Genomic DNA, 23,723 nt, shown 5'->3' with positions numbered 1-23,723 from the left:
TTATGCATGACAATCTAATTATTTTGGCTGGCGGCGCTTCTTCCAGAATGAAAAAACAAGTTACAGTTGATAATTTGAGTGAAGAAGAAATTGCGCAAGCGAATGAAAGAAGTAAAGGATTAATTGGTGTTGGCCCAAATGGAAGACCATTATTGGATTATCTTTTATTGAATGCTAAAAAAGCAGGGTATAAAAATATCTATATTATTATTGGTGAGCAGGGAGGTCTTTTTAAAGAATTTTACGGAAGTGAAAACAAATACAATGATTTTCATGGTTTAACTATAACTTTTGCTATTCAAAATATTCCAGAAGGAAGAGCCAAACCATTAGGTACTGCAGATGCATTATTTCAAGCTGTAGAACAATATCCGGAACTGAATTCACTAGATTACTCGGTTTGCAACAGCGACAACTTGTATTCAGTCGATGCACTTTATGCACTTAGAGAAACAGATAGTCCTAATGCTTTTATAAGTTACAATAGAGATGCGATGGAATTCCCATCGGAACGAATTTCTCGATTTGCCATTGCCAAACTCGACCAAGACAATCAATTATTTGACATTCTTGAAAAACCAACCGCAGCTAATTTAGAGAGTTACAAAGATGCCGAAGGAAAGTTAAGAGTGAGCATGAATGCTTTCAAATTTAAAGGAGATCTTATCTATCCTTATCTAAAAAACTGCCCCGTTCATCCTGAAAGAGACGAAAAGGAATTACCTACCGTACTTTTAAATGCATTAAAAGAACACCCAAATACCACATTTGGCATCCCTTTTTCTGAACACGTACCTGATTTAACGGCAAAAGAAGACATAGCCGAAGTAAAGGCCTATCTAAAAAAACAGTATCCTGTATTAAATTGGAATGACTAATAATTCTGAAAGGATATCTCCTAATAGTTAAAAAAAATGAAGAAGTATATTATAACAGGTGGCGCAGGATTTATAGGAAGTCATATTGCTGAATATTTATCAGCTAAAGGACATCATGTAATTATTTTGGACAGTTTAAGAACCGGATTCGAAAAAAATATTAATGGGCTGAATGTTCAATTTGAAAAAGGAGATATCAGGGATAAAAATCTTGTGGAAGAACTAGTGCAAGGTGCTAATGGTATATTTCACTTAGCGGCTTTGGTAAGTGTCCCGGAATCCCTTTTAAATATAAACGAATGTATTGAAATCAATACATTGGGGACAATAAATATTTTGGAGGCCGCAAAGAAGAATGTAAATTGCAAAGTAGTACTTTCTTCATCTGCGGCTAATTATGGAGACAATCCCATATTGCCTAAAATAGAAACGATGACTCCGGAACCGATGACTCCGTATGCTGTTACAAAATTAGATGGTGAGTTTTATTTGAAAATGTATCAAGATCAATGGGGGCTTCCTACTGCTTCATTACGTTATTTCAATGTTTTTGGTCCTAGACAAAATCCAAAATCAGCTTATGCAGCAGCGGTACCAATTTTCATAAATAATGCACTTCAAAACAAACCGATAACCATTTTTGGAGATGGCTTACAAACTAGAGATTTTATTTATGTAAAAGATGTGGTAAGAGCAAATATTTTGGCATCTCAAAAAGGGAATGAAACCTATAATGTGGCTCTAGGCCATAGCACGTCAATATTAGAATTAGCAGAAAAAATCATTGAAATAACCAACTCCAAATCAAAAATAAAATTTCTGGATGAAAGATCAGGAGATATTAAACATTCAAAAGCAAATCCTTCAAAATTCACTCACATAGGATTTAAACCACAGTATTCTATAGATCATGCCTTGAAAGAGACTATTGAATTTTACCATAAAGCATTGTTAATTAACTAATAGAATTAAAAACCCGCAGATATGAATAATAGTATTAAATCAAAAAACAATTTAGTCCCAGTAATAATTATAGCAGGCTTATTTTTCATATTTGGTTTTGTAACCTGGATTAATGGTGCACTTATTCCATTTATGAAAACTATCAATGAATTAACCGATGCTCAATCCTATTTGGTAGCATCGGCATCATATATTTCATTTGTAATAATGGCTTTACCAGCTTCCTATATTTTGAATAAGATAGGGTACAGAAAAGGAATGTCTTTAGGATTAATAATAATGGCGATTGGAGCTTTAGTATTTATTCCAGCGGCTGAGGCAAGAACTTACTGGGTGTTTTTAACAGGTATTTTTATTCAAGGTGTCGGGATGACTTTGTTACAAACAGCTGCGAACCCGTATATTACAATCTTAGGACCTATCGATAGTGGTGCGAAACGTATTGCCATTATGGGAATTGCCAATAAAACAGCCGGTGCAATAGGATCGTTGATTTTTGGTACATTATTATTATCAGGAATAGATGAAGTCAAAGAAAAATTAGGAAGCGCGTCGATCGAAGAAAAAGCAGTGTTATTAGATACTATGGCAGACAGTGTTTTTATGCCTTACTTGATAATGGCTACAGTATTATTAATTTTAGGATTATTAATTAGAAAAGCACCTCTGCCTCACGTTGAAGCAGCTGAAGTGAATGAGATAAAAGAAGGATCTGAAACAAAAAAAAGTATCTTCCAATTTCCACATTTATGGTTGGGTGTTTTAACATTATTTGTCTATGTAGGGGCAGAAGTTATAGCTGGAGATACCATTATAGCTTATGGTATTTCGTTAGGTTTCCCAGCTGCAGACGCCAAGTTCTTTACAACCTTAACCTTATTAGCAATGGTGTGTACCTATGCTCTAGGAGTTTTTTTAATACCCAAATATTTAAAACAAGGAACTGCACTTAAAATTAGTGCTGCATTAGGCATCATTTTCAGTGTTTGTATATTATTAACCACGGGCTTTACGTCTATTTTATTTGTGGCATCATTAGGCATTGCCAATGCACTGGTTTGGCCAGCAATATGGCCTTTAACTTTAGAAGGATTAGGAAAATTCACTAAGACAGCCTCAGCCTTATTAATTATGGCGATTTCAGGTGGAGCAATTATTCCACCATTATATGGTAGAATGGTTGATGCCAATAAACATGACCTTATTTCTAAAGGAATAAATGAATCAGATGCTTTGGCAACAGCAGCAACAAGTAGTTATTGGATTTTAATACCATGTTATTCCATGATTCTGTTTTTTGCTATCTGGGGTCATAATTATAAAAGCTGGTCAAGAAATAATAAATAAAAAATCAATAACAAAAAAACATTTTGATGAAGCTATATATTTTGAATAAATATTGAGAATATTAGGATAACAGTTTATCAATAAGTTTGAGCAAAAAGTATAAATGGGGGATTATTGGATGCGGAAATGTAACAGAACTTAAAAGCGGTCCTGCCTATCAAAAAGTAGAAGGTTTTGAGTTACATGCAGTCATGCGGCGCGATATTTCAAAAGCCGAAGATTATGCAATTAGGCACAGTGTTCCTAAGTTTTATGGAGAAGCGGATGATTTAATAAATGATCCTGAAGTCGACGCCGTATATATAGCAACTCCCCCAGATTCTCATTGTTATTATGCCCTAAAAGTTGCAGCATCAGGTAAGATTTGTTGCATTGAAAAACCAATGGCACCAACTTATGAAGAATGTTTACTTATAAATAATGCATTTGAAGAAAAGAAAATACCATTATTTGTGACTTATTATAGACGATCACTTCCTAGGTTTGAACAAGTCAAGCGTTGGATTGAACAAAACAAAATAGGAGCAATAAGGTACCTAAATTGGCATCTTAGTAAGCCCGTAAATTTTCATGATTTGTCTAAAACTTACAACTGGCGTACCGATATTATAATAGCCTATGGTGGCTATTTTGATGATTTAGCTTCCCATGGAATAGATTTATTCATTTATTTATTGGGAGCAATAGAAAAAGCCAACGGTATTGCCGTAAATCAGCAAGTTTGTATACTTCTATGAACTCGGTTACAGGAAATTGGATTCATAAATCTGGAGTTACAGGATCGGGTAGTTGGAATTTTGGATCTGAAAAAAGAGAAGATATTGCAGAGATTTACGGAAATAAAGGAAAAATAAGTTTCTCAGTTTTTGACGAAGTCCCAATTAAGTTGGAACAAGGTTCTTTTAAAGAAAGCCTGATAATAAAACAACCTGAAAACATTCAATTTTTTCATGTTCAAAATATAAAAAATCATTTGGTTAAGAATTCTATACATCCGTCAACGGGAAGTACTGCACTACATACTTCCTGGGTGTTGGATAATATTTTGGGAAATACCAATAAAATTAGAAATAAATTATAAAAATTAAGCCATGTTAAATAGTAATATTGATAAAGCCACAGGTTTCGAAAAACGGTTTGAGAATATAGGAACCGTAGTTTATGAAAATTCAGTAGCGGCCTCTAAAGCTGTAGCTAAAGAAATATCAGATTTGATAAAAGTTAAACAAGCCCAAAAACAGCCTTGTATATTGGGGTTGGCCACAGGTTCTTCTCCGAAAGGATTGTATTCAGAATTAGTGCGCTTACACAAAGAAGAAGGATTAAGTTTTAAAAATGTAGTGTCATTCAATTTAGATGAATATTACCCTATGGAGCGAGATTCCATAAATAGCTATGTGCGATTTATGAAAGAATTGTTATTTAATCAAGTTGATATTTTACCGGAAAACATCCATGTTCCGGATGGAACATTGTCAAAAGAAGAAATAGCGAATTATTGCGCCACTTATGAAGCCAAAATTGAAGCTCTGGGAGGAATAGATTTGCAAATTTTAGGAATTGGAGGAAACGGTCATATAGGATTTAATGAATCAGGATCTTTGCAAAATTCTAAAACACGATTAGTAGCTTTAGATCATATTACAAGAGTAGCTGCAAGTAGTGACTTTTCTGGCTTAGATCATACTCCTAGAACAGCTATTACATTAGGAGTTAAAAAGATTATGGAAGCCAATAGAGTAATTCTTATGGCTTGGGGGGAAGGGAAAGCGAATATTATAAAAGCATCGGTAGAAGGTACAGTTACAAATTTAGTACCGGCTTCCTTTTTGCAAGAACATACAAATGCCACCTTTGTCTTAGATAGAGAAGCCTCATCAAAATTAACCCGAATTAATACGCCTTGGTTAGTCGAAAAAATAGTTTGGACAGATAAACTTATAAGAAAAGCGACATTGGGTTTAGCCCTTCATTTGAAAAAACCTATTTTAATGCTTACAGATGCTGATTATATTGAAAATGGCATGAGTGATTTATTAGCCGATTCAGGACCAGCTTACGACATTAATATAAAAATGTTCAACAAGCTTCAAAATACTATAACAGGATGGCCAGGAGGTAAACCCAGTGCCGATGACAGCAAACGACCAGAACGTGCAGAGCCTGCCAAAAAGCGTGTGCTTATTTTTAGTCCACATCCAGATGATGATATTATTAGTATGGGTGGCACATTCAAGAGATTGCATGAACAAGGACATGAAGTACATATTGGTTATCAAACCTCAGGTAATATAGCAGTAGCTGATGATGAAGCGCTACGATTTGCAAGCTTTGTTTGCGATTATAATGATAAGTTTGGTATCAAAAGCCCTGAGGCAGAAAATATTTATAAAAAAGCAATAACATTACTAAAGAACAAAAAAGCGAGTGAGGTTGATATCGCCGAAGTAAGATACATCAAAGGTTTAATTCGAAAAGGTGAGGCTCGATCAACCAGTTTTTATGTTGGTATTCCAGAAGAGCAGATTCATTTCATGGAACTTCCGTTTTATGAAACAGGAACTATTGAGAAAAATCCAATAGGAGAATCAGATATTCAAATCACAATGAATCTCATCGAGAAAATTAAACCACATCAAATTTACGCAGCAGGTGATTTGGCAGACCCACACGGAACCCACAAAGTATGTTTAGATGCTATTTTTGAAGCTATAAAACGTTTAAAACCTAAAAAGTACATGAATGATTGTTGGGTTTGGTTATACAGAGGGGCTTGGCAAGAATGGGGAATTGACGAGATCGAAATGGCTGTGCCGATGGGGCCAGACCAAGTGTTGGAAAAACGAAAAGGGATATTTAAGCATCAATCCCAAAAAGATGGTGTTGTGTTTCAAGGAGCAGACAGCAGAGAGTTTTGGCAAAGAGCCGAGGATAGAAATAAAGAAACTGCCGATTTGTATGATGAATTAGGATTGTCCCATTATGCAGCAATGGAAGCATTTGTTAGATGGGAATTTTAAGTAAATGATAAAATGGCATTAATAAAATCGATTTCAGGAATTAGAGGAACTATTGGAGGCATAGTTAATGATAATTTGACTCCAATAAATGCTATAAAATTTGCAGCAACGTTTGGTATCTGGTTAAATCAGCAAAATATTAAAAAAATTCTTTCACTAATTATTGGAGGAGAGGCCAGAATTTCTGGAGATACGATTAGTACAGAACCTATTATTCGAATTTATACCGAAAGTATTTCCGAAGATAGGGCAGACGAACTGGCAATAAGATTTATCAACGAAATTAAAAAATGTATTTAAAAAATGAATATTTCTTTTGAAGCACCATTTCATACTTTTACCAGATGTGAAAAGGTAGAAAAAACTGAATTTTACGATCAATTTATCAATTGGTTAAAAGGGGAATTCGATCTGTATTTAATGGAAGAATCGGATGGCTTGAGAGTATATTATCCAAATGGAATGTTTTCAGTTAAGCTTGTTTCGAAAAGAGAAAATGATTTTTCTATGGAAATAAAAATTAAAAGCAAAAATTTAAATACGGCTAATCAAATCAGCGGAAAAATTGAAACTATTCATAGTCATCTAAAAATAGTACTAAATAAAACAATTTATGATAAATAATTAAAATGAATCAAGCCTTTTTAGGTTGCGTTCTAGCGTGGTGAATTTTGTAACTTTTCAAAATAAATAAGTGAATTTATTATTCAAATTTGATTCAAGGAAACAATAAATTTGCCTCCTAATTATAAACTATTTTAGATAAAAATATGGATTACAACAGATGCGGAAAAAGTGGTTTATTATTACCGCAAATATCTTTAGGATTATGGCATAATTTTGGGTCGGTAGATAGTTTCGAAAATGCAGAAGGCATTGCTAAGGCTGCTTTTGATAAAGGAATTACTCATTTTGATTTGGCCAATAATTACGGTCCGGATCCGGGCTCTGCTGAGATTAATTTTGGTAAAATTTTAAAGAATAATTTTCATGGAAATCTTCGTGACGAAATTGTAGTTTCGACCAAAGCCGGTTATACTATGTGGAAGGGTCCTTATGGTGATTGGGTTTCCCGTAAGTATTTATTGTCCAGTTTGGATCAGAGTTTGAAGCGGATGAATTTGGAGTATTTAGATATTTTCTATTCTCATCGTTATGATCCTGAAACACCATTGGAAGAAACCATGATGGCTTTGGATTATGCTGTTCGAAGCGGAAAAGCTATGTATGCTGGAATATCTAATTATAATCCGGAACAGACCAGAGAAGCTGTCGATATCCTCAAGCAATTGGGAACACCTGGTCTGATTCATCAAGTCAAATATTCAATGTTTGAGCGAAATCCGGAAATCGGATTATTAAACATTTTGGAAGAAAAAGGAGTTGGTTGTATTGCTTTTTCACCTTTAGCCCAAGGACTTTTAACTGATAAATATCTAAAAGGGATTCCGAAAAACTCTCGTGCCTCTAATCCTAGTGGTCATTTAAAAACTGAAGAGGTTTCGGAGGAAAAAATTCTGAAAATTATTCAATTGACTTTAATTGCCCAACAAAGAAACCAATCTTTAGCACAAATGGCTTTGGCTTGGTTGTTAAAAGATAATCGTATTACCACAGTATTAATAGGAGCTAGTTCAATTGCACAACTCAATTACAATATTGACAGTCTTCAGAATCTTACTTTCTCCAAAGATGAATTAGACGAGATTGATAAGATTTTACAATAGTAAAAGAAGAGCAAATATTAAACAGACAATCAAAAAACATCAGTTATTTTGACTTAAAGTCGATTTTTGATCTGTTTATGACTGAGTGATATCGCTAGAATTTTTCGAGTCAATACCGTGGAAAAGCTATGAAATTTGGTAGAGATGACGAATGACGTGGCAGTTCAGCAACTCCTTTCGAAAATATCATAATAAGAAATTGCCAGTTCAAAGGACTGCATGCGATTGTAATAGGAAGTGAAATTTCGGCCGGAGTTCGAAATATGTATGTTGATAACTGTTAAGCGAGTGGATATTTAAAAAGAGATAATTTAAATTAAAACAAATTCGGATCGAGCGAGCTATATTAAATATATATTTTTGTCCAATATTGCCTTTAGGACATGGAAGACCGCATTTACATCACTGCCAATAACATGGAGCAGGAAGCGGATTATTTCCGCCTAAATTCTGATATTTCTCTAATATCAGTTGCACTGAAGCCACCAATACGGGAATTGTAATAGAAGGATATCCCGATAAAAAGTAGAAAACGTTAATTTGGACCGTTTTATAATACATTGAGCTAAAAGCGGATTAACCCTTACTAATACTAAAAATGTAACTTTATAATGAAGTCGTAATTGGTGAGAGAGGTACAATTCCTATTGCTGTAAAGTAATATATTAAAAAAAAATAATTTTTATGAAACCTATTTTTATTTTGACGTTGTTAATTTCCTTAAACAGACTGGCTCAAAAAACTACAATTTATACTATTGGTGATTCTACAATGGCTGATAAAATAAAACCGGAAGAAAACCCAGAAACCGGTTGGGGACAGGTATTGCCTCTGTTTTTTAATTCCAATGTAATTATAAAGAATCGAGCGGTAAATGGCAGAAGCACACGCAGTTTTATTGATGAGAAAAAATGGGAAGCAGTTTTTAAGGTTTTAAAACCGAGAGATTATGTTTTTATACAATTTGGGCATAATGATGAAAAAATAGCCGATTCTACTCGGTATACAAATCCACATACAACGTATCGACATAACTTAATTCGGTTTGTAAGTGAAAGCAGGCAAAAAGGGGCAATTCCTGTCCTGTTTTCATCAATTGCCAGAAGAAATTTTAATGAGAGTGGAGTGTTAATAGGTACGCATGATGACTATCCTCTGGAAACTCGTTTGGTAGCCCTTGAATACAAAGTGCCTTTTGTGGATTTAGAATATTATTCGGAATTATTGGAAACCTCTTTTGGTCCTGAAAAATCGAAAGCGCTGCATTTGCATTTTAAACCCGGTGAGAATTCCTATTATCCAGAGGGAAAGTCTGATAACACACATTTAAGTAGAAAAGGAGCTTTGGCTATAGCACGTTTGGCTGTTGATCAAATAAAGCTAATTAGTAATCCTGTGTTTAAAAAATTAAAAAAACAATTATTGTAAAAATGAACAGTTAAATAAGGCAGGATTCAAGTTATAAATGCAACTTTTTGATTAAACATAACCCGTTGGGTGTAATTAAATTATTTGTGTTTTAATATTATTAATTGGTCTATCAAAAATAAATTTATAACTTGAATTGTACAAAAGTTAACGCTGCTATTTTAGCCAAAATTCTTGTTTTAAAACCTTTAAAAGATTTCGCATAATTTCTTCTAATCATAAATTGGTCGCACAATTGAGAAAATAAAGTTTCAATCCTTTTTCTTGATTTTCTAAAAACATATGGTTGTTTTTTATACCCTTTGTGATTTTTTCTCATTGGTGTTTCCAATTTGATATTTGCACTTTCAAATAAGTCTAATTGTTGTGTTGCAGACAAATAACCTCTGTCTCCAGGTAGCACATAATCAGATAATTGATGTTTTAAATCTTTTAACAAATGTACATCGTGAACACTTGCTTTTGTAATATCTATTGATTGAAAAACTCCTGAAATACTACAAACTCCATGAAGTTTATAACCATAAAACCAAGTGTTTTGTGATGCACAAAAACCTTTGTCAGGCGCAATGTGAAAGTCATCTTTACATATTTTTATTCTGTTACGTCTAGCCATTTTACAAATCTCAAGTGGCATACTGTCTACTATAAAATAGTTTTCAAATTCAATAAACTTTGAATACAAATGTTGTCTGATTTCTTCAGTAAAATGGAATAACTTTTTTCTCCTTTTATTGTATTGACTTCGCTCAATTAAATTAGGAATTTCTCCTTTTTGTAATTGATTAAAAAATGAATTTTCACTATCAATAGACATATATTCAGAAGTTAAGCTCAATGCAACTATTTCTAAATCAGACATTTTTAGTCTTCTTCCAGCTCGAATTCCTGTATTTAAAACAATATTAAAAGAAGTAATAACTTCTAAAACTCTAAAATAATTTTTTACTATATTTGACATAGATATTGGGTTGTTTGGCGACATCAAGATACTGAAATTCAGCGTCTTGACCAATATCTAATCCCTTTATTTTACTTCAAAATAATTGCCCCCAACGGGTTAAACATATAATTTTGAAACATCAAATTATATGTTTAATCAAAAAGTTGCATTTGTAACTTGAATCTAGCTATTTAATACATAGCATTAAAATAGAAGGGGAGAAAGAGGAATTTGTTTCCTTTTTTTTTGTCAGTGTTTATGCTTTCTGGTAAACTATTTTCGAATTAAAATATCGATTTTACTCCTACCATTTATAGGTAAAAAATCATGTAATCTTATCGATTTACATATATTAATAAGTAAGAATTTATCCAAATAAAAAAAATCTTTCATGGTTTGAAATTTGAACTAATTAACTACAATTATTGAACTGGTATTGATTCAAAATTTAGTTTCCTAAAACATAATTTCTATTCAATAATAAAATTCGACCTGTTACATTTTTAAACAGGTGTATTGCCAGAACTCCTCTATGCTTGCAAACCCATTGTCGCTCTTGTTCCGTTCTATACTGATAGTTTACAACAATAAAATGATTTGTCGATAGCCGTTTGTATTTCTATCGTTTCGAGGTCTAAGTTCTTAGCTACTTATAAGAGTTAGTGATTTTATCAAAATATGTTTTTTCTAAACGAGCATGTATTTCCACTCTAAATCGACTATTAACGATTCATTAACAATATCGTGTTGATTTGATGGTATTGAAAACTAGGGGTATTTCTCTTATTTTGACTCCTATAAGTAAAGGGAAATATTTATGCTGAATGTTAGTCAGAAGGAAAAAAAATGTGTGCGGTATCTTGCCAATGAAATGTCAAAAGCAGAGCGATCCGTATTTGAAATTGAATTGTCTTTAGATGATGATCTCCTTTCTATTTTTGAAAATTTTCAAACCATTTGGATTAGTTATCCTAATAGTGAATTGCCAAAACAAACGATTTCCTTTGAAGAAATACTGAATCAATATAATAAACCAGAAAAACATAAATCCGTAAATATTTCCACAAAAAATAAGGTAGTCCTCTCGATGGCTTTTCTTTTGGTTTTTTGTCTGGGCTTTTATTTCATTGGAATGACAAAATCTGAATATACCAATCATAGAATCGCACCGAAAGGTCAGCGGCTTACTTTTATTTTACCAGATAGCAGTACTGTTATTTTAAATTCGGGCAGTGAAGTAAAATATTTCAACGATTTTAGGGAACAAAGAGCTATTTGGTTAAAAGGAGAAGCTTTTTTTAAAGTGACAAAAAATAGTGATTCCCCTTTCATTGTCCATACTAATGATTTTAATGTGAAAGTTTTAGGAACCGAGTTTAATATTAACAGCAATACCATTGATCAAACGGTTTCTTTAGCAAAAGGAAAGGTAAATATAGTTCTCAAAGAAAGTAAGGATGAAATTAACCTTTTACCAAATGAAGAATTGGTTTGGAATGCCAAAACCAAAGCCGTTATCAAAAGGAACTTTGACGTTAATAAGGTTGCTGCATGGAAAGATAATATACTCTTTCTGAACGATGATAAATTTGAAGATGCACTCCCAAAAATCAATCAATTTTATGGAGTAAATTTTATTATCAAGGACGCTTTCATTGCAAATAAGCGTATAAAAGGTGCTTTTAAAAACCAGACCATTGATGAATTTATAACTTCTCTAGAGTTTATTTCAGATGTGAGTATTAAAAAAACCATTAAAAATAACATTGAGATAAGTAAGAGCCATGAAAATTAATCAAACAAAAATGGGCAGTAGTGAATGCTTTTCCGACGATTATTTATTTCAGCAAATTCAGAATGGACAATATGAGGCGATGCAACTTTTCTTTAATAGGTATTATACTCCTTTGTGTCGTTTTGGATCTAATTATGAATCGAACCCTTGTCTTGTCGAAGAAAAAGTCGCTGATATTTTTATTCAGTTGTGGACCAACAGAAATATTCTTGATAAAATTAAAAACCCTAAATCTTATATCTATGTAATAGTAAAAAACAGTTTAAAAACAGTACGGAAATCAGAAAAGTTTTACCAACAAATTGACGAAGAAAAAACTATAAATTTTATGTTTTCGCCTAGTAGGGAACAAGAGATTATTGAAAATGAACAAAAAGAAATGAACACCAATTTGATACGTGAAATATTAGATGTTATTCCTAAAAAATCACGTCAGGCTTTTGAACTCAGCAGAATTGATGGTTTAAAATACAAAGAAATTGCGGAAATTTTAAACGTCACTCCTAAAACGGTTGAAAATCATATAGCTATTGCGCTTAAATACATTAGCAAAGCTTTGGAATCCTATAAAAAGAGAGGCTTGTTAAACTCTATCTAATAATTAGTTGAAAAAACTGATTTTTTTAAGACCAGTTTTAGTTTGTTAAAAACAATAATAAATAATTATACATAAAATGAAACAAAAAATTATACTAACCTTATCCTTATTACTACTATTTGGTGTTGGGGTCACTTATTCAAAAACTTCGAAAACAAGTATTGTCGAAGAAAATAGAGCTAAAAAAGAAAAGATCAATTTAAACTTAAAAGACGCTTCTGTAAAGCAAATTTTCACTCTTATAGAACAGCAGATAAACAATAAGTTTATATATATGTCAGACCAAAATTTTCTTCAAAAGAAAATTTCTATTTCCATATATAATCAAGATTTAAATCAAGTATTAGCGGTTTTAAAAACCAAAGTGAGTCTTGATTTTAAGATCACTAAAAACGGTGTTTTGGTAAAAGAATTGATTGAGATTACTCCAAAAAGCACTGCAAAAAAGAATCAGGAAAACCGAAAAATCACTGGTGTGGTTTTAGATGAATCTAATTTGCCTATTCCCGGAGCTTCTGTATTTGTAGCAGGAACAACTATAGCGACAAGCACTGATTTTGATGGGAAATTCACGATTAATATTCCTGCAAATATAACGATTTTGTCGGTTAGTTATATCGGATTTGAGACTAAAGAAATCAATATTGAAAACCAGACAGAAATAAAAGTCATGCTTTTTGAATCGGCTTCTCAATTAGACGAAGTTGTAGTAGTGGGTTACGGTACAGAACAACGAAGAAATGTGACCGGCTCAGTCTCTTCGGTAAAAATGAAAGAGATTGTATCACAGCCTAAAGCGAATGTAACTGAAATGCTGGAAGGTCGTTTGCCCGGAGTTCAAATCATGAGTGACAATAGCCCTGGAGGAGGTTCGTCTATACGGGTACGCGGGTTTAGCACCATTAACAATAATGATCCTTTAGTAATTATTGATGGGGTTCCTGCTTCCAATGGTTTAAATGGGATCAATCCAGCCGATATAGCAACGCTTCAAGTATTAAAGGATGCTGCTTCGTCTTCAATTTATGGTTCTCGTGCCGCTAATGGAGTTGTCGTTATAACCACTAAAAAAGGAGGAAAAAGTGGTAAAACTGAAATACAATTTGATGGGTATTCCGGTGTTCAATCAGCCTTTAATTTACCTACGATGTTGAATGCGCAACAGTATGGAGATTTACTTTGGCAAGCAACTAAAAATGATAATAAAATACCAGCTAGTGGTGTTTATGGTAGTAATCCCAACTCACCAACAATTCCAGCTTTTCTTAACGCTGCCAATACGATTCCCAGTGGTGATGTAAAATGGATTGATGAAATCATGCGACCTGCAGCGGTTCATTCCTATAATTTATCGCTGTCAAAAGGAGATGAAAAAAGTCAACATGCTTTTACACTTGGATATTTTAATCAGGAAGGAATTATAAAGCACACTGGATTTGAGCGTTTTTCTGCGCGATTTAATTCTAGTTATAAAGTAAAAGATTTTCTGACTATTGGCGAAAACTTTACGGCTTCTTATTCCGAGCAAGTTGCAACAGGAACTAATAGCTCTTTGGGAAGTATTGTTTACAATGCTCTACAGTTTCCTTCGATTGTTCCGGTGTATGATATAAACGGAAATTTTGCGGGTAACCCAATCAATGATATTTCGAATCCATTAGGAAGTTTAACGCGGGCCAAAGACAATAACCAAAAGCGAATTCAGGCTTTAGGGAATGTATTTGCCAGTGTAAAAATTAGTGATTTTACTTTTAAAACTTCTTTGGGACTGGACTTTCAAAGTTTTAATTACAGAGATTTTTCACCTGTTTTTAATGAGATTCTTTCGCAAAATGTAAAAAATGCGTTAACGACAAGCAACAATTTTAATTATCAACTTACGATATCCAATACTTTAAATTATCAAAAACAATTTGGTCAACACAATCTGGATGTTCTTTTAGGGCAAGAAGCGATAAAATATTATTATGAAGGTTTTGGTGCTTCTCGCCAAAATTTCCTGTATGAAGATCCAAATTTCAGATACTTAAGTTACGGAACTGAAAATCAGTTAAACACGGGAACTGCAAATGAATGGGCTTTGAACTCCTATTTTGGTCGGGTAAATTACAATTTCAATCAAAAATATATTGTAAGTGCTACCGTTAGAAGGGATGGAACTTCAAGATTAGCCAATAACAACTGGGGCACTTTTCCGGCAGTCTCTGGGGGATGGAGATTAGATAAGGAAGAATTTTTTGATTTTGGAGATACGTTTACTTCATTTTTACTTCGTGCCAGTTGGGGACAAACCGGGAATCAACAATTGCCTTCCTATTCTACGGTTGATAGTTATTCCAATAACAATAATTATTCTGATTATGCAATTGGAGGTCAAAATGTGATTTCAACAGGATTAACACAAACGCGAGTTTCAAATGCTAATTTATCTTGGGAAACTACTACTCAAAAAACAATTGGGTTGGATCTTGGTTTTTTTGATAATAAATTAAATGTTACGGCAGAATATTACAACAAAGAGACCAATGATATTTTGGTCTATAATGTAATTCCATTAACTTATGGAGGTACAAATGACGGACAATGGATTAATGACGGGCAAATGAAAAACCGCGGTTTTGAATTGGATTTAAACTATGCCGATAAAATTAGTGATTTCTCCTATGATCTTGCTTTAAATTTGACGGGATACAAAAATGAATTGACCACTTTGAATAGTGTTGCCTATTTAGGAATTCCTAGTTCTTCCTTGCATACAGTAAATTTTGGTCAGGAAATATCCAGAAGTGCCGTTGGACAACCTATTGGGTCTTTTTATGGATTTGTTTCCGAAGGCTTATTTCGCAGTCAACAAGAAGTTGCCGATTATGGTATGCAGCCCAATGCGCAAGCAGGAGATCTTAAATTTAAAGATGTAAATGGTGATGGAGTAATTAACAATAATGACAGAGCTTTTATCGGTTCTCCTCATCCGGATATCATGTTGGGTTTTAATATCAATTTGAAATACAAACAGTTTGATTTAGGAATGTTTTTTAACGGAAGTTTTGGAAACGATATTTATAATCTAACAAAATACAAAACTAATTTCTTTAATCAGGCTGCTTACAATAAAGATAGTGAATTATTAGGCGCCTGGACGATTGACAATCCTAATTCTTCTATTCCAAGATTGTCTTTAGATGACAGAAACAACAACATTCGACCTTCTTCGTATTATGTAGAAGATGGTTCGTATTTTAAACTAAACAATTTACAAATGGGTTATACTTTTGCTCCAGAAGTTCTAGCCGGAATGAAATTACGTTTGTATGGACAGGCGAGTAATGTATTTACGATTACCAAATATAGCGGTTTGACACCACAAATTGGGCTGCAAAGTTATTCTTCAAGCAACCGAAATCTTGATATAGGTATCGATAGAGGAATTTATCCCACTTCACGAACATTTACTTTTGGCTGTAATTTAAACTTTTAAATTTAAAAATGATGCGAATAAAAAACACAATAAAAATAGTAGCTTTTCTGGCTTTGGGACTTCAAATGAGTTCTTGTTCTGATACATTTTTAGAAGAAGTTACATACGGCGAAGTTGATCCTTCCGAAATGACGAAGCCGGCTAATGTAGAACGCGCCATTATATCAGCATACAGCGTTTTAAACGGACAAATTGACGGAGCCTCAAATGCCCTTAATTCACCAAGTTCGAATTGGAGTTTTGGAGATGTTACTTCGGATGACAGTTACAAAGGCGGCGGTGGAACTGGAGATCAGAACAATATTCACCAAATGGAGATTTACAACGAAAATTCAACCACGCTGGATATAGAACGTAAATGGGTGGCACTTTACGAAGGGGTGAAACGGGCAAATGAAGCCATGCGTTTATTACATGCATCGTCTGAATTTGAAGCCAGTTTGAAAGTCAAACGAATGGCAGAATTGCGATTCTTAAGAGGTCATTTTTATTTTGAGTTAAAAAAAATATACAACCGTATCCCGTATATTGATGAAACGGCGGTTACAGTGGCTGATTACGCCAAATCTAATACGACTTTTAGCTCAGATGAATTATGGACTAAAATTGAAACCGATTTTCAATTGGCGTATGCCGATCTGCCCGTTACACAAACAGAGTTGGGACGGCCAACCAAGATCGCCGCTAAATCTTATTTAGCTAAATGTTATGTTTTCCAAAACAAATGGCAATTGGCTTACGACGCTACTACTGAAATAATGACTAGTAATTATGGCTTATTAGCTGATTTTCAGCAAATATTTTTACCGGAAAATGATAATAATAAGGAAGTAATTTTTGCTATACAACATTCTGTTAAAGATGGTCAACCTAGTTCGTACAACGGAAGTATAGGAGATCGTTTATCAGCGCCAGGAGGTCCATTTTATTCTCAATATGGTTTTCATCGTCCTACACAGAATCTGGTGAATGCCTTTAAAACGGATGCTACCGGTTTGCCATTGGAAAACAACATCAACGTTGTATCAAGTGATAATGTAGATCCACGTATTGATGTTACAATAGGACGTCCGGGAATCCCTTACAAGGATTTAGGCATTTTATACCAAGATAGCTGGGCAAGAGATTTGGCAACGTATGGCGCCTTTGCCCCTAAAAAGCGAATTGTTTCTGCTAAATCTGCCTTTCATGTTACTGTTTGGCCTTATGTAAATGCTTTGAATTATTATATTATTCGATATGCTGAAGTTGTTTTATGGAGAGCAGAGGCCGCTGTAGAAATTGGAAAAATTGATGATGCGCGAATTTTAGTGAATCAAATTCGGAATCGTGCCGCTAACTCTACCTATGTAAAAACTTTAAATGGAAGCGCAAATGCTGCGAATTACAATATTAAACCGTATGACATCATTTGGACCGATAAAATTGCCGCAAGAGCAGCGGTACATTTAGAAACCCGTTTAGAATTGGCTATGGAAGGCCACCGTTTCTTTAATTTGGTTCGATGGGGAGAAGCAGATGCTGTTCTAAATGCCTATTTGAAAGTTGAAAAAACTAGAAGAACGCATTTGACAAATGCTGTATTTACCAAAGGGAAAAATGAATATTTTCCAATACCACAGCGGTATATTGATGCATTGCCAATAGGTACAGTAACCCAAAATAAAGGCTTTTAAAAAATTAAAATAAATTGGGCAATCAAATAGATTGCTCAATTTTTTATTAAAAAAAGATGAAAAAAATAATTTACCTGTTACTTGCGCTTATTTATATTTCAGGTTACAGCCAAAAAGAAAAAGGATTTGAACTGGATTATTCCTCTTCTAAATCGGGTTCATTGATTCAGGACAAGAATTTTTATTTGTTGACTGCTATTCAAAACGATAGAGCCGTTAGTCAACTTCTGGAAAAGAATAGTGTTTTCAAAACAATTTTTAAGAATAAGCAGCAAGAGATTGGTTCCAAACTAACGTCCTGCAAAGACAGTATTTCCTGCTTGATTAGTGGGTATCAATTTGAAGAAAAAGAACTTAAAAATATTGATGAGGAACTTCAAATTTTGATGAAAGACGAAAAGGTACTTCAAGATTTTGTGAAAAATAATTTGCGTACTTCTGGGAAATACGAGAATTTTAAAAACAGTGCCAATACGGAATTATTACTAAAAGCGTGGCAACTTTGTGCTCAAGGGATGAACCGTATCATGAAGGTATATGGTCTTGGGGAAGCCCCTCAATATGCTAAAATGGATTCGGTTTCTTATGACGTAAAGTCTAAATTTTATAAAGGATCTGTTTTTATGTGGTCTGATTTTCTTCACAATAAGAAGCCGAAAGGAAATACGCTGTTTTTTCAGGAAAGTCTAGAATTCAGTTTATCACTTTTGTATATGAACCATCGAGATGAAGTGGCTCGCTACGAACCTTTGGAGGAAAAAGAGAATAAGAAGGCAATTGCCCATATAAAACAAATTAATTTTGATGCTTCTGATTACGCGTCTGTTTTAATTTTGGGTAACGGGCCGGAAAATTATCAAGACCGATTGTCCGCCATTGGAAAACTAAATCTGCAATTGGGTGTGCTGGAATATGAAGCCAAGAAAGCCCCTTTAATTATTGTTTCCGGAGGTCATGCCCATCCATTTAGGGCTACTTTTTGTGAAGCGATTGAAATGAAAAAAGAATTGATGAACGTGCATCATATTCCCGAAGAAAATATTCTTATTGATCCTTTTGCCCGCCATACCACAACTAATTTGCGTAATGCAACCAGGTTGATGATTGCATATCATATGCCGCTTGACAAAAAAAGTATCGTCGTTACAAATAGTAGTCATAGTAATTATGTCGGAAATGCAAATTTTAATGCGCGTTGTACGGAAGAATTGGGTTATTTGCCTGCAGTTATTTTAAAAAGACTAAATTCGACTGCTTTAGAATTTCTACCTAATGTGGAATCCTTGCATCAAAATCCAATTGATCCATTGGACCCATAAATATATATTATGAAAAAAATACTCGTTCTAGGATTAGCAATCGTTACAGTAGCTTGCCAGTCTTTAAAAAATAATAGCGCTAATTTGGCATCATCGCCAGTAGAAAAAGTAAATGTCTTTTTAGGGACGTCTGGCGATCACGGACAAATGTCTCCATCTGCTTCTTCTCCCTTCAATATGATGAGTATAGGGCCGCAAACTTATCCACATATTCATTCTGGTTACGAGCATCTGGCCAAAGAATTTTTGGGATTTACCCATAGCCGTATCGAAGGAGTGGGTTGTTTGGGAAGTGGAGGCAATTTATTAATCAAACCAATTTTGGATAATGATTCCAATACTTTATTACTAAAAAAACAAGAATCAGCTTCACCGGGTTTTTATCAGGTAGCATTCGAAAATGGAATTCGGGCTCAAATGAGTGTGAAACATAATTTTGGAATGCATCATTATGAATTTCCGCGGAAGGGAGCGGGGCTGCATATTGATTTATCGCACGCTTTTGTAAATCGATTTGTTGCCGAAGAGCATAAAATTGGAACAAAAAGCATCAGTGGCTGGATCGATACCCAAACCACTTGTGATAAGGGAATATATCGCATTTATTATGTGCTGGAATTCTCCAATTTGGGAACAATAACAAAAACTGCCGATCATCAGTATCGTGTTGAAGCTAATGCAGATGATAAAGAAATGGTCGTTCGTGTCGGTTTTTCCTCTGTGAGTACGGCTTTCGCCAAAGCAAAAATAGAAACGATGCCCATACAGGATTTAGCTGTGCAAACAACTGCAGAGTGGAAAGAGCATTTAAACAGAATAGAAGTTGATGGTGAAAAAAATCGGGAAGAATTGTTTTATTCACTTTTGTACCGAGGATTACAAGCGCCGTTTTTAGTTTCAGAAACGGACGGTACTTATAAGGCCATTGACGGTTCCATTCAAAAATCCAACAGCCCTATATACAATGGCTGGGCTATTTGGGATAATTATCGCGAGCAATTGCCCATGATTTCGCTGGCTTATCCGGAACGTTTTGGACCCATAGTAAAATCTATTGCTAATTTGTATCCGTATGGGAAAAATAATTGGGCAACAAAGCACGAATCTTCACCCACAGTGCGCACAGAACATGCTATTGTGGTTTTATTAGACGGGTATAAAAAAGGATATCCGGTAGATTTTAACACCATAAAAGATTCCCTGATCGCAGAAGTGGATCGATTGCAATACAATACACCGGATAAGGCTTTGGAATCTTCTTACGACAGTTGGGCGCTTTCGGAAATCCTGAAGATTACCAAAGACTCCTTATTGAGTGCCAAGTATTTGAATAAAGCGTTAGGCTATAAACGCTATTGGGAAAAAGATTTCGCTGATCTATCCCTGAAAGATATCGATAAAATGCCTGCGCGTGGCATGTATCAAGGTACGGTATGGCAGTATCGCTGGTTTGTTCCTTTTGATGTATCAGGTCTAAAAAAATTAACAGGCGGAGAAGTTTCTTTTTTAAAGCAATTGGACCAGTTTTTTGCCGAGGACAATTACAACCATGCGAATCAGCCGGATTTACAAGTTCCGGGACTGTATAATGCGAGTTCCCAACCTTGGAAATCACAAAAACTGTTTCGGAATATTATGTTGGATACGGTCGTTCAGGCTTATTTTAATGAAAACAGTAAAGGCGTTGATTCCTACATTGGAAGGATCTATAAGAACGAACCTCAAGCCTATGTACGCACTATGGATGATGATGCCGGTACGATGTCCTCCTGGTTTGTTATGCGAAGTATAGGTTTGTCTCCGGCAAATATTGGAAGCCCGATATACTACTTGACCGCTCCGATCTTTAAGACTGTAAAATTAAATTGGGAAAACGGAAAATCATTTTACATTAAAATTAGTAATTACAATAAAGATCACTTTTATATTCAATCGGTTCGTTTAAATGGTCAGCCATTATTTAGGAATTGGTTGACGCAGGAAGAGATCACCAATGGAGGAACCCTGATTATCGAAACAGGAGCATTACCTAATAAAAATTGGGGAATTGAGGATCAGTGGATTTCAAAATAGGGGATTCAGATGATTAGTTGATAGCGAGTAAGCATTGATTATTTTTTATTTACAATTTTCAATCCTATAAAACGAGAAGCCTGATTTAAAACTCAGAATTATTGATTTTGCATTTTAAGGTATAATTCTTTACAAGTGGTTAAATTTTAACATCTTAAACTTTGATTGCGTATTTTTATGCAGGTACCATTGGTCGCGTTGGAAAAAAGGTGTACTAGTAGAATTGATCGATGCTTGCGAAAATATTTCGGTGTTAGATATCATGTTCTAAACGATAAGGATTTTCTCTGGTTAGTGGTTCTATTATAATTTTTATGACTACAGTCTCGTCTTTATCAGTGTCTTTTAATGCTTGTATTTTAAAAATAATTTTATCTTTATTTAAGTTCTATTTTTTTTAAAAAAAAAGTCTTGGTTTTGGCTATTTATATTAAGATAGATATTTTTAATTAAGGTCTTTTTTACTAGATGAATATAGTTAAGCAGTTATGAAAATATATTCCTTCTCATCCAACTATCCTCCTGACCCGTGCAGACTGTCGACGCGTATTGTCGTATTAAAAATCGAAAAAGCATTCTCTGTTCTGTATCTTTTGATACTATATCCCTTGCAATGAAAAGGCCGAATTATCAGTTACGGCATTAAATTAATTTGGGATTTTAATGGTGTTATCTTGTAAACTTGGCGTAATTTTTTTTGACCTCGTAGTCAAATTTTGGTATTCGGATTGCCTCAGTATTTGTAAAATTATCCTTTAGGACCGGTTCCAGATTGTATTATGCTTTCTCTTGCCCACTCAAAAAAGCAGTTTCTAATTGTTTGCTCGTTGCAGTTTTTATTATGTGGCATGAAATTACATTTTAAAGGTTAAAAAAAGAATTGGATTAGAAAGGAAAGTTGTAGAAGGATTGTTTTTTTGAGCTTCGCTGTTTGCGGAACTTTACTGTTTTACGAATGTACTTTTCTGTTAGTAAAATTCACTGTCTTACGACTTATGGTGTGAATGATTAGGCCGCTCAAAAACGTGTATTTGTTATTATTGTAAATATACATATTTCCATTCAAAAGAATATTCACACGAGTTTACTTTTTCGTAAGTCCACTTTTTTAATTGAGAAGGCAAGAATAATCGATTGAAATTGCGATTTACTTTACCTAAATACTGTTTTTAAGTATAATGCATAGTTGATGTATATATTAAAAACGAACATCTGTACATAATTAGTCAATTTATGAAAGTGACATATGTTTGTAATCCGTCCTTAAACAATAGGCTTTCAGTTTTCAACGCCCCGCAATTGTTCTGACGACAGGAAGAACTATTGCGGGGCGGCCCGCGGTACAATCTTTCATTACACGTTTACCAATTCTTTTTTTGATTCTTGTCAAGCTTTGAAAAAGCTTTGTCATTGTGCTATTAGTGTTCTAAACTGCCTGCGAGTGCCAATGCCTCTCGTAAGTTCCTGACTGCATTTTCTTGGTAGTTCTTATTTTTTTAAAACAGTTTTATAACTAATTTTTAAAAGGCCAGACAGCATATACTGCCTGGCCTAATGGTTTAATTCAAGAGTAGCGCATCCACTCCTTTGGCTGCAAAATCGGTACAAAGGTTAAAAGCCGACTGTGACCGGAGCTGTCCTGTACCACCCATTAAAAGTGAACACAATTTGGCTTCTTCATCCTTATAAGAGCGTACATTTTGAAAATATCCTGTTATGGCATTGTATGCCCCGAAAAAGGTTCCTTTGGTAGTATTCATTAATTGAGTAGGGTCGCTCATAGCATAAGAAAAAGCACTATCGACCATGTTGGTAAAGCAGGAAGACAGTTCGTCCTCATTGCCTTCGTTCAGGTTTTTGAGCACCTCTTTGCTAGGTGCAAGGGTAGACTGGATAAGTTTTTTAATCTCGTTGTCTGAAATGGGCAGTTTTGTCCAATAATTGAAAATAGCCTGCATTTGTTCCGACAAGATATCGGAAATGCCCATGACCTTGTGTGCTTGTTCCAAACGTTGTTTGGCATTGGAGGTGTGGCGAATGCGAACGGTATTGCTTTGGGGTGCAAATGGATTTTAAGGAAGCTGACAGTGCCGGCAATTTCAAACTGAATCAGTATCATCAAAATTATGGTTACGATCTTGAGGCAGCACTGTCCAAACATCCAATCAAGGAACTGAATACTCCTAAATTTAAAGAAAATTTTATGGATTCCCTAAAAAAAGGAAACTTACAATCGGCCACTTTCGTGAAAGACGGTAAAGAAGTCAAGCATTATATTGAAGCTAATCCACAGTTTAAAACCATCAATGCATATGATGGAAATCTAAAACGGATTGACAACCGTCAGACGAAAGAGGATAAGCAATCAGAAGGACAAAATACCTCACAGAAGCAGGACAATAAAAAACAGAGTCAAAATACTGATGACGATGGACCTGCCGCTCCCCAAGAAGTCAAAAAGAGAAAAAAAAAGCAGTC

16 protein-coding genes and 3 pseudogenes are annotated in these 23,723 nt (G+C 34.3%); 17 read left to right on the top strand and 2 right to left on the bottom strand.

Translation table 11 applies throughout. From position 1 onward, the window contains the following. The first annotated feature begins 2 nt into the window (after window positions 1-2). The 10 genes and pseudogenes from ACP7AV_RS16610 (at window position 3) to ACP7AV_RS16565 (ending at window position 9,363) form a co-directional block, all read left to right on the top strand. On the top strand, window positions 3-878 hold the full coding sequence (locus ACP7AV_RS16610; protein ID WP_426092914.1) for a sugar phosphate nucleotidyltransferase: 876 nt from the start codon (window positions 3-5) through the stop codon (window positions 876-878). Window positions 879-914: 36 nt separating this feature from the next. Further along, window positions 915-1,841 (top strand): NAD-dependent epimerase/dehydratase family protein, encoded by a 927-nt coding sequence (locus tag ACP7AV_RS16605; protein ID WP_426092913.1) that lies wholly within the window; start codon window positions 915-917, stop codon window positions 1,839-1,841. Between the two features lie 21 nt (window positions 1,842-1,862). Further along, window positions 1,863-3,188 (top strand): sugar MFS transporter, encoded by a 1,326-nt coding sequence (locus ACP7AV_RS16600; protein ID WP_426092912.1) that lies wholly within the window; start codon window positions 1,863-1,865, stop codon window positions 3,186-3,188. An 86-nt stretch (window positions 3,189-3,274) separates the two neighbouring features. Continuing rightward, a complete protein-coding gene (locus tag ACP7AV_RS16595) occupies window positions 3,275-3,925 on the top strand; it encodes a Gfo/Idh/MocA family protein (protein ID WP_426092911.1) in 651 nt (216 codons plus the stop codon). Then, window positions 3,922-4,269: a hypothetical protein gene (locus tag ACP7AV_RS16590; RefSeq protein WP_426092910.1), complete on the top strand. Its 348-nt coding sequence runs from the start codon at window positions 3,922-3,924 to the stop codon at window positions 4,267-4,269. Before ACP7AV_RS16595 ends, ACP7AV_RS16590 begins: the two co-directional genes overlap by 4 nt. A 10-nt stretch (window positions 4,270-4,279) precedes the next feature. Next, the gene (gene nagB / locus ACP7AV_RS16585; RefSeq protein WP_426092909.1) at window positions 4,280-6,208 is read left to right on the top strand and encodes a glucosamine-6-phosphate deaminase; all 1,929 of its coding nucleotides are present in this window, start codon (window positions 4,280-4,282) and stop codon (window positions 6,206-6,208) included. Between the two features lie 12 nt (window positions 6,209-6,220). Next, a pseudogene (locus ACP7AV_RS16580) lies at window positions 6,221-6,406 on the top strand (phosphoglucosamine mutase); the annotation flags it as partial. 105 nt (window positions 6,407-6,511) lie between these two features. Further along, window positions 6,512-6,832: a hypothetical protein gene (locus tag ACP7AV_RS16575; RefSeq protein WP_426092908.1), complete on the top strand. Its 321-nt coding sequence runs from the start codon at window positions 6,512-6,514 to the stop codon at window positions 6,830-6,832. A 146-nt stretch (window positions 6,833-6,978) separates the two neighbouring features. Next, window positions 6,979-7,935, top strand: coding sequence for an aldo/keto reductase (locus ACP7AV_RS16570; RefSeq protein ID WP_426092907.1), 957 nt, complete (start codon window positions 6,979-6,981; stop codon window positions 7,933-7,935). 684 nt (window positions 7,936-8,619) lie between these two features. Then, window positions 8,620-9,363, top strand: a complete 744-nt coding sequence (locus ACP7AV_RS16565; protein ID WP_426092906.1) for a rhamnogalacturonan acetylesterase — start codon at window positions 8,620-8,622, stop codon at window positions 9,361-9,363. Between the two features lie 75 nt (window positions 9,364-9,438). Here ACP7AV_RS16565 and ACP7AV_RS16560 read toward each other — a convergent pair. Further along, window positions 9,439-10,324: pseudogene (locus ACP7AV_RS16560) on the bottom strand (IS982 family transposase). A gap of 799 nt (window positions 10,325-11,123) precedes the next feature. Between ACP7AV_RS16560 and ACP7AV_RS16555 the strand changes: the two are divergent. The 6 genes from ACP7AV_RS16555 to ACP7AV_RS16530 all read left to right on the top strand — a co-directional run bounded on the left by ACP7AV_RS16555 (window position 11,124) and on the right by ACP7AV_RS16530 (window position 21,245). Next, entirely contained in the window at window positions 11,124-12,101 is a 978-nt protein-coding gene (locus ACP7AV_RS16555; RefSeq protein WP_426092905.1) for a FecR family protein, read from the top strand. Beyond that, on the top strand, window positions 12,091-12,699 hold the full coding sequence (locus ACP7AV_RS16550; RefSeq protein ID WP_426092904.1) for an RNA polymerase sigma factor: 609 nt from the start codon (window positions 12,091-12,093) through the stop codon (window positions 12,697-12,699). The genes ACP7AV_RS16555 and ACP7AV_RS16550 overlap by 11 nt, the downstream gene beginning before the upstream one ends. A gap of 76 nt (window positions 12,700-12,775) precedes the next feature. After that, window positions 12,776-16,177, top strand: a complete 3,402-nt coding sequence (locus tag ACP7AV_RS16545) for a SusC/RagA family TonB-linked outer membrane protein (RefSeq protein WP_426092903.1) — start codon at window positions 12,776-12,778, stop codon at window positions 16,175-16,177. 11 nt (window positions 16,178-16,188) lie between these two features. Beyond that, the gene (locus ACP7AV_RS16540) at window positions 16,189-17,853 is read left to right on the top strand and encodes a RagB/SusD family nutrient uptake outer membrane protein (RefSeq protein ID WP_426092925.1); all 1,665 of its coding nucleotides are present in this window, start codon (window positions 16,189-16,191) and stop codon (window positions 17,851-17,853) included. A 56-nt stretch (window positions 17,854-17,909) separates the two neighbouring features. After that, window positions 17,910-19,172 (top strand): YdcF family protein, encoded by a 1,263-nt coding sequence (locus ACP7AV_RS16535; RefSeq protein WP_426092902.1) that lies wholly within the window; start codon window positions 17,910-17,912, stop codon window positions 19,170-19,172. A gap of 9 nt (window positions 19,173-19,181) precedes the next feature. Further along, a complete protein-coding gene (locus ACP7AV_RS16530) occupies window positions 19,182-21,245 on the top strand; it encodes a glycoside hydrolase domain-containing protein (protein WP_426092901.1) in 2,064 nt (687 codons plus the stop codon). A gap of 1,559 nt (window positions 21,246-22,804) precedes the next feature. Here ACP7AV_RS16530 and ACP7AV_RS16525 read toward each other — a convergent pair. Further along, window positions 22,805-23,254, bottom strand: coding sequence for a DUF932 domain-containing protein (locus ACP7AV_RS16525; protein WP_426092900.1), 450 nt, complete (start codon window positions 23,252-23,254; stop codon window positions 22,805-22,807). 56 nt (window positions 23,255-23,310) lie between these two features. Here ACP7AV_RS16525 and ACP7AV_RS16520 point away from each other — a divergent pair. After that, window positions 23,311-23,723: pseudogene (locus ACP7AV_RS16520) on the top strand (hypothetical protein); the annotation flags it as partial.

Source organism: Flavobacterium sp. DSR3-2, assembly GCF_049896525.1.
Lineage (GTDB): Bacteria > Bacteroidota > Bacteroidia > Flavobacteriales > Flavobacteriaceae > Flavobacterium.
Note: the sequence above shows the minus strand (reverse complement) of the source record. Positions and strands in the feature narration are given on the sequence as shown.